The sequence below is a fragment of the Pseudomonas sp. B33.4 genome, assembly GCF_034555375.1.
Taxonomy (GTDB): domain Bacteria; phylum Pseudomonadota; class Gammaproteobacteria; order Pseudomonadales; family Pseudomonadaceae; genus Aquipseudomonas.
Genome location: NZ_CP140706.1, coordinates 212,365 through 225,385, shown reverse-complemented (window position 1 = coordinate 225,385; position 13,021 = coordinate 212,365). Strand labels below are relative to the sequence as shown.

General features: G+C 59.3%; 10 protein-coding genes. 7 read left to right on the top strand and 3 right to left on the bottom strand.

The features are described 5' to 3' along the window. Positions 1 to 130 precede the first annotated feature (130 nt). Both U6037_RS00980 and U6037_RS00975 read left to right on the top strand, forming a co-directional pair. Positions 131 to 1,075, top strand: coding sequence for a LysR family transcriptional regulator (locus U6037_RS00980; RefSeq protein WP_322845502.1), 945 nt, complete (start codon positions 131 to 133; stop codon positions 1,073 to 1,075). A 190-nt stretch (positions 1,076 to 1,265) separates the two neighbouring features. Further along, positions 1,266 to 2,882 carry an alkaline phosphatase family protein gene (locus tag U6037_RS00975; protein WP_322845501.1) on the top strand — a complete coding sequence of 539 codons (1,617 nt, stop codon included), beginning with the start codon at positions 1,266 to 1,268 and terminating at the stop codon, positions 2,880 to 2,882. Between the two features lie 198 nt (positions 2,883 to 3,080). Here U6037_RS00975 and U6037_RS00970 read toward each other — a convergent pair whose 3' ends face one another. Then, a complete protein-coding gene (locus U6037_RS00970) occupies positions 3,081 to 3,989 on the bottom strand; it encodes a TauD/TfdA family dioxygenase (RefSeq protein ID WP_322845500.1) in 909 nt (302 codons plus the stop codon). Between the two features lie 181 nt (positions 3,990 to 4,170). Between U6037_RS00970 and U6037_RS00965 the strand changes: the two genes are divergently transcribed. Further along, complete coding sequence (locus U6037_RS00965) at positions 4,171 to 5,091, top strand: LysR family transcriptional regulator (RefSeq protein WP_007917649.1); 921 nt, start codon at positions 4,171 to 4,173, stop codon at positions 5,089 to 5,091. Positions 5,092 to 5,186: 95 nt separating this feature from the next. Here U6037_RS00965 and U6037_RS00960 read toward each other — a convergent pair whose 3' ends face one another. After that, positions 5,187 to 6,200: an ABC transporter substrate-binding protein gene (locus tag U6037_RS00960; RefSeq protein ID WP_322845499.1), complete on the bottom strand. Its 1,014-nt coding sequence runs from the start codon at positions 6,198 to 6,200 to the stop codon at positions 5,187 to 5,189. A 387-nt stretch (positions 6,201 to 6,587) separates the two neighbouring features. Here U6037_RS00960 and U6037_RS00955 point away from each other — a divergent pair, with 387 nt between their 5' ends. From U6037_RS00955 to U6037_RS00945, 3 genes are read left to right on the top strand one after another with little or no spacing between them, the layout of a single operon-like run. Continuing rightward, positions 6,588 to 8,186 carry an ABC transporter permease gene (locus U6037_RS00955; protein WP_322845498.1) on the top strand — a complete coding sequence of 533 codons (1,599 nt, stop codon included), beginning with the start codon at positions 6,588 to 6,590 and terminating at the stop codon, positions 8,184 to 8,186. After that, on the top strand, positions 8,183 to 8,998 hold the full coding sequence (locus tag U6037_RS00950) for an ABC transporter ATP-binding protein (RefSeq protein ID WP_322845497.1): 816 nt from the start codon (positions 8,183 to 8,185) through the stop codon (positions 8,996 to 8,998). Before U6037_RS00955 ends, U6037_RS00950 begins: the two co-directional genes overlap by 4 nt. 14 nt (positions 8,999 to 9,012) lie before the next feature. Then, the gene (locus tag U6037_RS00945; protein WP_322845496.1) at positions 9,013 to 10,623 is read left to right on the top strand and encodes an arylsulfatase; all 1,611 of its coding nucleotides are present in this window, start codon (positions 9,013 to 9,015) and stop codon (positions 10,621 to 10,623) included. Between the two features lie 180 nt (positions 10,624 to 10,803). Here U6037_RS00945 and U6037_RS00940 read toward each other — a convergent pair whose 3' ends face one another. Then, complete coding sequence (locus U6037_RS00940; RefSeq protein ID WP_322845495.1) at positions 10,804 to 11,874, bottom strand: fatty acid desaturase; 1,071 nt, start codon at positions 11,872 to 11,874, stop codon at positions 10,804 to 10,806. Between the two features lie 100 nt (positions 11,875 to 11,974). Here U6037_RS00940 and U6037_RS00935 point away from each other — a divergent pair, with 100 nt between their 5' ends. Continuing rightward, positions 11,975 to 12,979 carry an AraC family transcriptional regulator gene (locus U6037_RS00935; RefSeq protein WP_322845494.1) on the top strand — a complete coding sequence of 335 codons (1,005 nt, stop codon included), beginning with the start codon at positions 11,975 to 11,977 and terminating at the stop codon, positions 12,977 to 12,979. Positions 12,980 to 13,021: the final 42 nt, after the last annotated feature.

Genomic DNA, 13,021 nt, shown 5'->3' with positions numbered 1-13,021 from the left:
TCAGCGCTGCATATTCTTTTAAGTTATTTATTTATGGTTTTACAAATATTTACTGCATAAGAGATTGCCTTTATAAGGAGTCGACCTAATGCATATCCAATGCATTTCCCGGATATTTTTTATGTGAAAAATGCATATCGACTTGCGTCAACTTCGTCACTTCATCGCCCTGGCTGAACAACGCAGCTTTGTGGCTGGCGCGCAGGCGGTGAACCTGTCGCAGTCGGCGTTCAGCCGCAGCATTCAGGCACTCGAGCACAGCGTTGGCTGTCAGTTGGTCGATCGCGGGCGCAAGGAATTACCGCCGACCAAGCAGGGTCAGGTCCTGCTCGAACATGCGCGGCGACTGGTCAGTGGTGCGAAGCAGATGGCCAACGAGATCAGCCAGTTCAATGGGCTGGAGGCTGGGGAATTGCGTTTCGGTTGTGGGCCGGCGCCGGCGGCGGGATTGATTCCGCGTGCGATCGGCAGCTTTATCGGGCGCTATCCGAAAGCGCGGGTGCAATTTCAGGTCGATGACTGGCAGAGCCTGAGCAAGCGCCTGATGAGCGAGGAGTTCGAATTCTTTGTCGCTGACACACGCTACTTCGAGGCGGATCCGGATTATCTGACGCACCGGTTGCGGCCGCGTAAATGGCATTTCTGTTGCCGCGCAGGGCATCCGCTGGCGACTTTCGATAAGGTCAGCGCAGAGCAATTGATGAGCTATCCGCTGGCGGTGAGCATTCGTCCGCCGAACCTGCGCAAGGTCATTGTCGATCTCAGTGGACGGCCGGATTTCACCCCGAATGTCGAGTGTGAAAACAGCTCGAGTCTGCTCAGCGTGGTGCTGCGCTCCGATGCGATCGGGATTGTCGGGGCGTATTCCGATGCGCTGCATCAAGCCAAGGGAGAGTTGGTGTGTTTGCGCATTGAAGGGTTGGCGGATGATCTTGAGGAGCTATACACCCGCTATGGGATTGTCAGCCGGGCAGGGTATCGGTTATCGCCGTTGGCCGAGGCGATGATTGAGCAGATCAAAGCGATTGATGCTGAGGATGAAGAAGTCTGTTCACTGGACGGACTCGCTGTCTGATCTACCGTTATCGCGAGCAGGCTCACTCCTACATTTGAAATGCGCTCACCTGTAGGAGTGAGCCTGCTCGCGATGGCGTCAGTGCAGGCACCGATGCACTGCCTGCATAAAACCCATTCCCCAAATGCACTTGCCGAACACCCCCACGCCTAGCGAAATACCTCGCCTGTCCCATTGACCGGTGAACCCCATGCCCACCCCGCCAAACCCCGTGCGCAACGTGCTGTACATCATGTGCGATCAACTGCGCCGCGATTATCTGTCCTGCTATGGCCATCCGCACCTGCACACACCCAACATCGATCGCCTCGCTGCCGCCGGCGTGCGTTTCAGCCGCGCCTACACCCAAGGCACGATCTGCGGCCCATCGCGGATGTCGGCTTATACCGGTCGCTACGTCAGCAGCCATCAAGTGGCGTGGAACGCCGTGCCGTTGCCGCTGGAAGAACTGACCATCGGCGATTACCTGCGCCCGCACGGCATCCGTACCGCACTGGTCGGCAAGACCCACGCCACGGCGAATGTCGATGCCTTGCAACGGCTGGCGATCAATCCTGACAGCGAGCAAGCCGAAATCCTCAACGAAGTCGGCTTCGAACCGTACATGCGCCACGACGGCATCTATCCCGACGATCCGCTGTTCGACGACAAACGCGAATCCGCGCCCTACACCCATTACCTGCGCGAGCACGGTTTCGACGGCAAAAATCCCTGGCACGACTGGGCCAATGCTGCCGAAGGTGAGAACGGCGAAATCCTCAGCGGTTGGAAAATGCGTCATTCGAATTTGCCAGCACGAATTCCCGAGCAACACTCAGAGACTGTCTACACTACAAATCGAGCCATCGACTTCATCACCGAGCAAGGCGAGAAATCGTGGTGTTTACACCTTTCCTATATCAAACCGCACTGGCCCTACATCGTACCAGCGCCGTACCACGCCTTGTACAGTACGAAATCGATTCTCGAAGCGGTCCGAGCGACGCCCTCCGAAGCCAGCAAACACCCCGTATACACTGCCTTTCGCCAGCATGAGGAAAGCCTCAACTTCTCCCGCGACTCAGTACGATTGACTGTAATCCCTACGTACATGGGTTTGATCAAGCAGGTGGATGATCAACTCGGACGGCTGTTCGATTTTCTGCAGAGCAATGGCCGCTGGGATGACACGTTGATCGTGTTCACCAGCGATCACGGCGATTTCCTCGGTGATCACTGGCTCGGCGAGAAGGAGTTTTTGCTGGAGCAGGCGGTGGGGGTGCCGTTGATCGTTCGTGACCCTCGGGTGGCGGCGGATACGACGCGCGGGACAGTCGATGATCGACTGGCGGAAACCATTGATGCGTTGCCGACCTTTCTTGAAGCACTGGGATTGCCGGGGGCGGAGCATCGGCTTGAGGGGAGATCGTTGATCCCGCTTCTGCACGGCGAAAATCCGGACTGGCGACGCTATGCAATCAGCGAATACGACTACGCCTTTCAGGCGCCGGCGCGTGAGCGTCTGGGCCAGCCGATCGACCGTTGCCGCATGACCATGGTGCGCAGCGAGCGCTGGAAATACCTGGCGTACGACGGTTTTCGACCGCAGTTGTTTGATCTGCTGAATGATCCGCAGGAGTTGCATGATTTGGGTGATGAACCGGCGTATGCGGCGGTGCGCGAGGAACACGCGGGGTATTTGTTTGAGTGGGTGCGCGGGTTGAAGCGGCGCACGACGATCAGTCATCAGGAGATTGATTTGCGTGGGCAGCGGTTTCGTTATGGTGAGCCGGAAGCCGAGAAGGTTGTTCAGATTGGTGTTTGGTAGTGGGAAGAGCCCCTCACCCTAACCCTCTCCCGAAGGGAGAGGGGACTGAATGGGAGATATTTCAGAGGTACACCGACCTGATCGTGCTTCACCGAATCCATAATCGATAAATATCTTTCAGGTCGATGCATAACGCGAGACAACTCGGTCGGCTCCCTCTCCCTCTGGGAGAGGGCTGGGGTGAGGGGCTTTTGATCTTCAATCGCGACCTTTGATGGTCTGGCTACGCTGTCCCGAAGCTCCAACCGGCACTTCACCCTTCAACGTCACCCGACGCACCACGCGATCCTGAGTCCCGTAATCATCAATCGCATAGTGCTGCGTCGAGCGGTTATCCCAGATCGCCACGTCACCGGCCTTCCAGCGCCAGCGCACGGTGTTTTCCTGACGGATCACATGGCTCTGCAACAGCCCGAACAGGTGTGCCGAATCCGCCTGCGAATAACCCTTGATGCGTTTGACGAAATGCCCCAGCAGCAAGCTCTTCTCGCCGCTGATCGGGTGTACGCGGACCACCGGGTGCTCAGTCTCGTAAACGGTGGAGGTGAAGACCTTGCGATAGCGCTCAAGCTTCTCCGCCGAGACGTCCGGCTTGGCGCTGGCGTAGTCGTATTCGTTGCTGTGCACGGCGACCAGTTTGTCGGCCAGTTCACGCAGCTCGATCGGCAAGCCGTTGTACGCCGTCGCGGTGTTGGCCCACAGCGTGTCGCCGCCGAAGGCCGGGGCGACCACCGAGCGCAGGATCGAGGCTTTCGGGTAGGCGTCGACGAAGGTCACGTCGGTGTGCCAGGAGTTGGCGCGCTGGCCTTCAGCGCCGTCCAGCTCAAGCAGATAACGCGTGCCTTCACGCGACGGCACGGTCGGGTGCGCCACCGGCTCGCCGAGCAGATGGGCGAAGGCCTCCTGACGCTGATCGTCGAGTTGGGTCTGTTCGCGGAAGAACACGACTTTGTACTGAACCAGTGCCTGTTGAATGGCTTCGACGGTGGCGGCGTCCAGCTCACCGGACAAATGCACGCCACGAATCTCGGCGCCGATACGACCGGCCACCGGATGAATTTCCAGCGCGTGGACAGCGGGTTTTACTGCGAGTGCGGCATTGCTCATGGGTAGACCCTCATCGACTGCTTACGGTTGGACGGCAGCGAAACAACGCTCTATCTATATTCCATTTACATCTAATAGATATTCGCATGCTTCGTTGACGGAATAAGAGCTTGCATTTAAAACCTCTAGCAACCCTCGTCGCAAATGCCTTCGAGCTATTTTTAGGATGCCGGAAAAGCATATGGATCTTCGCCAGTTGCGTTACTTCATCGCCCTCAACGAACACCGCAGTTTTGTCCGTGCGGCGGATGCGATGGGCATCACTCAACCGGCGTTCAGCCGCAGTATTCAGGGGCTCGAGCAGGAGTTCGGCTGCGTGCTGGTGGATCGCGGCAACAAAGATTTGCGCCCCACGCCTGAGGGCCAGGTGGTGCTGCAACACGCCTTGAGCCTGGTCCAAGGTGCCGCGCTGCTCAGCGCCGAAGTGACGCAGATGACCAAGCTCGATGCCGGTGAGGTGCACTTCGGTTGCGGCCCGGCGCCAGCGGTGAAACTGGTACCGGACGCGGTGGCGCAATTCATCAATGCGCACCCGAAAGTGCGCACCTGTTTTCAGGTGGATAACTGGGAAAAACTCAGTCGCGCGTTGAGCCGTGAAGAGATCGAATTCTTTATTGCCGACATCCGCCATTTCGAGTCCGACCCGAACTTCCAGACCCAGGCACTGACGCCAAAACGCGGTGTGTTTTTTTGCCGGCCGGGGCATCCGTTATTGGCCAAGGAAAGCCTGTCGACCAACGACATGTTCGACTACCCGCTGGCGACCACGCTGATCCCGCCGGGCATTCGCAAATTGCTGGCAAACCTCAGTGGCCGCATCGATTTTTCACCGACCATCGAGACTGAGCACTTTCCGGCGCTGGTGAAGGTGGTGCTGCAATCGAATGCGATCGGCGTCGGTACGGAAGAGGCGTTTGTCGAGGACATTGCCAAGGGCTCGCTGGTGTTGCTGCACTGGCGCAATCTGCCGCAGAACCTGGAGAGCATGAATGCGCGCTGCGGGATCGTCAGCCGCACCGGATTTCGCTTGTCGCCGGCGGCAAGGGCGATGATCGAGACGTTGGTGGCGGTGGATCGGCAGGAAGTCAGCGTCGCCGTTTAGGACGCTATCGCGAGCAGGCTTACTCCTACAGGGGAACGCATCCCAAATGTAGGAGTGAGCCTGCTCGCGATGGCACCGGGTCAAACGCTAGAGATTCAGAGTTTGGCCGCCGCCAACTCAGGCGCCACCCAATCATTCACCTTGAACGGCTTGCGAATCAGCTTCTGCTGCGCCGCCAGATCGACCTTGTCCTGCAGACTGCCAAGGAACACCGGATCCAGCGTCGATGGGAACACTTCGCTCAACTTCTGATCCTGCAGATCCTGCGTCAGAATCACCGGCGGATAACTCGCCAATCCTGAGACCAATTGCACGTAAGCAGCCTTGTTGCTGTCCTGCGTCAACCACTCAACAGCCTGCTGTTGGGCCTTGAGCAGCTTGGCCACGACTTCCGGGTGCGCATCGACAAACTTGCCCGTGCCGACCAGCACCGACTGCACACTACCCGCACCGCCGAGATCCTTGGTGTTGAGCGGCAGTTCGGCCAGCCCTTTGGCCTGCAATGCGGTTAACCCGGAACTGCCCCAGGACGCATCGATCTGCTTGGCTGCCAACGCCGCGACCGCTGCGTTGAAATCCAGATTGATGACCTTCAGATCCTTCTCGCTCAAACCCTGACTGGCCAGCGCCGCATCAAACGACAGCTGCGTTGCCGTGCCACGGAAGATCGCCACGCGCTTGCCTTTCAGATCCTGCAGAGTCTTGATCCCTGACCCCGGCACCACGCCAAGATACTGTTTTACTCCACGCGCACTGGCGCTGAGCAACCGCGTATCGAGGCCATTGGACTTGCCGATGATTGCCGCCAGATCGCCCAGATACGCCAGATCAACCTGGCCATTGGCGAATGCCTCATTGATCACCGGCCCGGCGCCTTTGAAGAAACTCCACTGAATCTTGATGCCCTGCTCAGCGAAGGCCTTTTCGAAAATCTGCTGATCGCGCAACACATCCACCACACCGCCGCCGCTGTGCTGGGTTCCGGCGCTCAGGTCGGGCACGGCGATTCTGATTTCCTTGAGTTCGTCGGCATGCGCGGTGAACGCCAGCAGGCCCGCCAGAGCAGGAGCGGCAAACAGACTGAGAACACGTTTGAAGGGAAAGTTCATGGGTGCAGCTCCTTGATCACGACGGGCGTTGAGGAGCCGAAAGTAGGCCGAATGAACACCTGCACTTAAATACTATAAATGCACATTTTTATATCTTTTGGATCTAAGCAGGAAATGGCGGGGCTTGCAGCGGCATATGCATTAACAGCATGGAAAATATTCTTCGAATGCATTGGATGCGCGTGGGCTGGAGGCCTTAAATGGCCTCGCTTATCTCTTAAAAGAATCCATATCGACATTGTTATAACTATTTATTTTTAGCTAATACCGCTAAGGATCGCAGCCTTCGGCAGCTCCTACAGGGGCCACGCAATTCCATGTAGGAGCTGCCGAAGGCTGCGATCTTTTGATCTTGATCTTGAGCCAACCCGACAACGGAGGTCACCCATGGCCCGCCAATCCTTGCTCAGTCTCCCCCTACCCGTGCCGCCGCTGAAAAGCCGCCGTACCTGGCCCAGCCTGAACCAACGCCTGTTGCCATGGCTGCTGCCGCTCAGCCTCTTCGCTCTGTGGTGGCTGGCCGCACGCAATGAATGGATGAGCGAGCAGATCCTGCCCGCGCCGTCGCTGGTGTGGAACAGTGCTGTCGAGCTGTCTCAAGGCGAATTGTGGAGCCATTTGTGGATCAGCCTGCAACGTTTGTTCTGGGGTTTGCTCGCAGGGATTTCGGCGGGTGCTGTGCTCGGCGCCGCGCTGGGATTCAATCGTCGTCTTGAACGTTTGATCTTCCCCACCTTCGCCGGACTTTCGCAAATACCGACGCTGGCGTGGATCCCGCTGTTCATGGTGTTTTTCGGCATCGGCGAAGTGCTGAAACTGGTGGTGCTGATCAAAGCCGTCGTGGTGCCGGTGACCCTGCATACGCTGGTCGGCGTGCGTGACGCACAACCGAAATTACGTGAAGCCGCCGCTGTTTTACGTCTGCCGCCGCATCTGCTGATTCGTCGCCTGGTTCTGCCCGCCGCTCTTCCCGCGTTCATGGCCGGCGTGCGTCTGGCGCTGGCGGCTGGCTGGACATCGTTACTGGCAGTCGAACTGCTCGCCTCCAGCGAAGGCATCGGCTACCTGATGGTCTGGGCGCGGCAGTTGTTCATGCTCGACATCGTTTTCGTGTGCATCGTGGTGATCGGTGTAATCGGCGTGGCGATGGATCGCGGCATCGGTCTGCTCGACCGCAAACTGGTGCACTGGCCGCACCCCGCCACCGCCGAAATTCGTCGCGGCCCGCGTTATGAAGGCTGGCAGCGCCTGCAACCGTGGCTGCTGCCGCTGAGCCTGCTGGCGCTGTGGCAATTGGCGAGTGAGCAGCAGTGGGTCGACGCCAACATTCTGGTCAGCCCATTGGCGGTGTTGATCACTGCCTGGGACGGTCTGCTCGATGGCACGCTGATCAGCGGTATGGCCCTCAGTCTTGGTCGTACACTCGGTGGCCTGTTGCTCGGCGGCGGTCTCGGGTTTGCCCTGGGCCTGTTGCTGGGTCTGTCGAACATCAGCGAACGCCTGCTCGGCCCGACCCTCGCCGCCCTCCGTCAGATCGCCATCTTCGCCTGGGTGCCGCTGCTCACCGCGTGGTTCGGTCTCGGTGAACTGGCCAAGTGGGTGTTCGTCGCCCTCGCCGCCTTCTTTCCGCTGTTTATCGCCACCCAACGCAGCGTCGCCAACCTCTCGCCACAACTCAACGAAGCCGCTCAAGTGTTGCGTCTTAGCCTCGGCCAACGCCTGCGTCGGCTGGTACTGCCGGGTGCCGCGCCGGGAATTTTCGCCGGCCTCAGACTGAGCCTGATCTACGCCTGGCTCGGCACTATCGGCGCGGAATACTTCATGCCGTCCAACGGCGGCATCGGCAGCCAGATGATCGGCGCACAACAACTGCTGCGCATGGATTTGATCATGGCCGGCATGCTTTTCGTCGGTCTCACCGGCGCCCTGCTCAACCTCATTGGCCAACGCCTGGAAATTCGCGCGACCCGCTGGAGACACGCATGAACGCACCGATTGTCAGCTTCAAACATGTAGGCAAATTCTTCGACGTCGACGGTTTCGAACTGGAGGCGATTCGCGAATTCAACCTGGACATTGCCGAGGGCGAGTTTGTCGCAATTGTCGGTTCCAGCGGCTGCGGTAAATCGACGTTACTGCGGTTACTGGTGGGCCTTGATACGCAGTTTCGCGGGCAGATTACCGTTGACGGCAAAGCCGTCAGCGGCATCGGCGGCGAGCGCGGCATCGTCTTTCAGGAGCACCGTTTGTTTCCGTGGTTGACCGTCGCTGACAACATCGGCCTGGGCCTGGTCAACGAGCCGCTGAGCGCTGCGCAGAAGCAACAGCGGATCAACGATTTCATCGATCTGGTCGGCCTGCGCGATTTCACCCGCGCCTACCCGCACCAGCTCTCTGGCGGCATGGCGCAACGTGTAGCGATCGCTCGCGGCCTGGTTGCCAGCCCCAGAATTCTGCTGCTCGACGAACCGTTCGGCGCTCTCGACGCGCTGACCCGCCAGCAGATGCAGGACGAGCTGTTGGCGATCCGCGACCGCGCAAAAATCACCACGATCCTCGTCACCCATGACGTCGAAGAAGCGATCTTCCTCGCCGACCGCGTGGTGGTGATGGAGCCGCGTCCGGGGCGGATCAAGCAAGTGGTCGACATCGCCCTGCCGCACCCGCGCCAGCGCAGCAGTTTCGACTTCCATCAGTTGCGTGAAGAGCTGCTGCACGAGCTGACCAGTGACGACCATTACCAACCGAGCGTGCCGGTGCAGATCCGCGATCTGCCGCTGACGTTCATTGCCTGCTGAACAGGAGTTTTGCGATGCCGCAACGTCCCAACTTTCTGGTGATTCTGGCCGACGATTTAGGCTTCTCCGACATCGGTGCGTTCGGCGGCGAAATCGCCACGCCGCACCTTGATGCCCTGGCCAACAATGGTCTGCGCCTGACCGATTTTCATACCGCACCGACCTGCTCGCCAACCCGTTCGATGCTGTTGACCGGCACCGACCACCACATCGCCGGCATCGGCACCATGGCCGAAACGCTGACCCCGGATCTGATCGGCAAACCGGGTTACGAGGGTTACCTTAATGACCGCGTCGTGGCGCTGCCAGAGCTGCTGCGCGAAGCCGGTTATCAAACGTTGATGAGCGGCAAATGGCACCTTGGCCTGAAAGCTGAACTGGCGCCGCATGCCCGGGGCTTCGAGCGTTCGTTTTCGCTGCTGCCCGGCGCGGCCAACCACTACGGCTTCGAGCCGACCTACGATGAGCAAACCCCAGGCCTGCTGAAATCCACGCCGGCGCTGTACATCGAGGACGACACCTTCATCGACGAACTGCCCAAGGATTTCTATTCCTCCGACGCCTTCGGCGACAAGTTGCTGCAGTACCTCAAGGAGCGTGACCAGACCCGGCCGTTCTTCGCCTATCTGCCGTTCTCCGCGCCGCACTGGCCGTTGCAGGCACCCGCAGACATCGTCGAGAAATACCGTGGTCGTTACGACGCCGGCCCGGAAGTGCTGCGTCTGGAGCGGCTGGAAAAACTCAAAGAACTCGGTCTGATCGAGCCGGACGTCGAGCCACATCCTTTGATTCAGTTGACCCAACAGTGGGACGCATTGAGCGAGGAACAAAAACAGATTTCCGCGCGGGCCATGGAGGTCTACGCAGCGATGGTCGAGCGCATGGACTGGAACATTGGCCGGGTCGTCGAATATCTGCGCCAGCAAGGGCAACTCGACAACACGTTCATCCTGTTCATGTCCGACAACGGTGCCGAAGGCGCGCTGCTTGAAGCGTTCCCGAAATTCGGCCCGGAACTGGTGACGTATCTCAGCCAGCACTATGACAACAGCCTCGACAACATTGGTCGGGCTAATTCCTATGTCTGGTACGGGCCGAACTGGGCTCAAGTGGCGACCGCGCCATCGCGGCTGTTCAAGGCGTTCACTACCGAGGGCGGGATTCGCGTGCCGGCGCTGCTGCACTATCCACAGCTGGCGATCAAAGGGCAGATCAGCCACGGTTTCGGCACGGTGATGGACATCACGCCAACCATTCTCGATCTCGCTGGCGTGCGTCATCCGGGCAAGCTCTGGCACGGCAAACCGGTGGCGCCGCTGCGTGGCAAATCGTGGCTGGGGTTCTTGTCCGGCGAGACCGCGCAGGTGCATGACGAGCATACGGTGACGGGTTGGGAGTTGTTCGGGCGCCGGGCGATTCGGCAGGGCTCATGGAAAGCGGTGTGGATTCCCGGGCCAGTGGGGCCGGCGGCGTGGCAGCTTTATGATTTGAGCAGTGATCCGGGGGAGATTCATGATCTGGCGCTGAGTCAGCCGCAGAAGCTCAGCGCGTTGATCGGGCATTGGCAGCAGTATGTCGAGGAGACTGGGGTGATCTTGAGTGAATCGCCGTTTCAGCCGGATTGAGGGGAAGATCAAAAGCCCCTCACCCCAGCCCTCTCCCGGAGGGAGAGGGGGAAAGGGAGCAGATCTTCATGCTCTTCAAACCTGAGTTCGACTCGCAGTTTCAGGTCGATGTATCAAGCGCAAACAACTCGGTCAGTCCCCTCTCCCTCTGGGAGAGGGCTAGGGTGAGGGTAAGCAGTGTCAGGCCTCCACCACCTCACCAGACACCGCGATCTCATCCCGACGAACAAACCGGTTAGCCCGCCCAAACGTGCCGAAATCATTAAACCGCACGCCCATCTCACGCATCACCTTATGCGCCACCGGCACGGTCATCTGGCGGATATAAAACGGTTCCTTCACGACAAAATGATGAATCCCGTGACTGCTGCCAAAGTTGAAGCAGAACGCCTGCAACGGCCACAACCACCAAGGGTTCAACACCTGGCACTGTTGCAGCACATTGCCCAGTTCAACGTCCCCGTAGTAATGCATGTTCGAGCTGATGAAGTGCAGGCAGAACGTGCGCAACACGTTCGGACCGATGATCACCACAGCGGCGATATCAATTACCTGCATCACCGACAACGTGGTTGCTGACCATTCGATCGGCGCACCCAGCAGGTACGCGATGCCGTTGGCCGCATGAAAACCGAGAAACACATACCACGCGCCCCAATGCACCAGCGCCAGCGGCGCGTAGACCTTCAGCGTGCGCTTGATGATGCTGAACTTGTGCGCCCAGGTCTTGGCCCGCAGCATGCGGATAAACGCCGACATCACGTTATCGCCAACCATCAGCAACCGCGCAAAACCCCACGGCTCGCCGTTGGTGATCGCGCGTTCTTCCATGTCGGTTTCGGTGCCGGAGACCTTGTGGTGATTGAGGTGCAGATGCCGACGAATCCACGGATTGATCGTGCTCGGCCGCGCCAGCCACACCAGACCCATCATCAAATTGTGCGGCACGCGTTGCTTGCGGAAATACATGCTGTGGATCAGGTCGTGCTCCAGCTCATGGGTCAGCGAAGCGAAAAACGCATTGAGCAACAGGCACGCCCACCACGCCATATGGCCGGTGATGTACAGCGTCGCCGAGCCGATCATCCCGATCAGGGCAAACGCCAGAATCCCCGCGCCCAGCGCATCCTGATGCTTGAGAATCGGGTAGCGATCACGCAATTCGACGCCTTTGGCCAGCACCACTTCGCGAATATGTGCTGATCGCTGGGCCGCATTGTGTCGCTGGCGACTTGCAGAAGTACCGTCCATGCTTCCATCCTCGGGTTTATGATGTTCGCATCGTGCCTCGCCAAGGCTTCAATTGCGGTAGCCGAGAACGCCAACCTGTTGACCGGAAGCGCCAATCAGCATGAAGGAACCGACCTCCCTCGCCAGCTGGACCCGTGCCTTGCGCAAACAACTCGATGCGCTGGGACTGGACAGCATTGCCCTGTGCCAGCAGGCCGGGCTCGACCCGAATTTGATGGACGATCCCAACGCGCGCTATCCACTGTCCGGCACCACGCGCCTGTGGGAAATTGCCGTGCAGGTCAGTGGCGATCCGGCGATTGGCTTGCGCGTGTCACGCTTCGTCAGCCCAACCACGTTCCATGCCCTCGGCTATGCGCTGGTCGCCAGCGGCAGTTTGCGCGAGGTGTTTGAACGCATCGTGCGCTATCACCCGGTGGTCAGTGATGCGCTGGAACTGGAGCTGAGTCGTGGCGACGACCGCTATCAATTCCGTCTGAAAATTCCGTCAGGCAATCCGGCGCCAGCCTTCGAAGCCATCGACGCGTTCACCGCGATCTACGTGCGCACCTGCCGCAATCGCCTCGGCCGCGATTACGCGCCACTCGCCGTGTATCTGCGCCGCCCGGAACCGAGCGATGCGCACCAATGGCACAAAGTCTTCCGCGCCCCGGTGCATTTCGGCTGTGCCGAGGATCGTCTGGAGTTCGCCCTCACCGACTTCGACAGCCACCTCGACGACGCCAACCCGGAACTCGCCGAACACAATGAAGCGGTGCTTAAACGCACGATGGCCCAGCTCCAGCCGCTGACTTGGGAGCGCAAGGTGCGCGATGCCATCGAAGAACAATTGCCGGAAGGTGAGCCAAGTGCTGAGCGAATTGCTCAGGCCTTGCACCTGAGTTTGCGCAGCTTGCAACGGCATCTGGCGGATGAGGGTTGTCGCTTTGATACATTGCTCAATGAAAGCCGTGAGAACCTCGCACTGCTGCACCTGCGCGATCCGCAGTGCTCGTTGAGTGAGGTGAGTTATTTGCTCGGGTTCGCCGACACCAGCAGCTTCAGCCGCGCGTTCAAGCGCTGGACAGGGATGACGCCGGGGCAGTTTCGTGATGGGTTGCGCTGATCCAGAATCAGGTCGTCTGATCTGGCGCCATCGCGAGCAGGC

What these genes read in the sequence shown, in the direction of transcription:
- U6037_RS00970 (WP_322845500.1), bottom strand. Translation starts at nt 3,989, where the DNA reads ATGAGCAATGCCGCACTCGCAGTAAAACCCGCTGTCCACGCGCTGGAA.
- U6037_RS00980 (WP_322845502.1), top strand. Translation starts at nt 131, where the DNA reads ATGCATATCGACTTGCGTCAACTTCGTCACTTCATCGCCCTGGCTGAA.
- U6037_RS00960 (WP_322845499.1), bottom strand. Translation starts at nt 6,200, where the DNA reads ATGAACTTTCCCTTCAAACGTGTTCTCAGTCTGTTTGCCGCTCCTGCT.
- U6037_RS00950 (WP_322845497.1), top strand. Translation starts at nt 8,183, where the DNA reads ATGAACGCACCGATTGTCAGCTTCAAACATGTAGGCAAATTCTTCGAC.
- U6037_RS00955 (WP_322845498.1), top strand. Translation starts at nt 6,588, where the DNA reads ATGGCCCGCCAATCCTTGCTCAGTCTCCCCCTACCCGTGCCGCCGCTG.
- U6037_RS00975 (WP_322845501.1), top strand. Translation starts at nt 1,266, where the DNA reads ATGCCCACCCCGCCAAACCCCGTGCGCAACGTGCTGTACATCATGTGC.
- U6037_RS00965 (WP_007917649.1), top strand. Translation starts at nt 4,171, where the DNA reads ATGGATCTTCGCCAGTTGCGTTACTTCATCGCCCTCAACGAACACCGC.
- U6037_RS00945 (WP_322845496.1), top strand. Translation starts at nt 9,013, where the DNA reads ATGCCGCAACGTCCCAACTTTCTGGTGATTCTGGCCGACGATTTAGGC.
- U6037_RS00935 (WP_322845494.1), top strand. Translation starts at nt 11,975, where the DNA reads ATGAAGGAACCGACCTCCCTCGCCAGCTGGACCCGTGCCTTGCGCAAA.
- U6037_RS00940 (WP_322845495.1), bottom strand. Translation starts at nt 11,874, where the DNA reads ATGGACGGTACTTCTGCAAGTCGCCAGCGACACAATGCGGCCCAGCGA.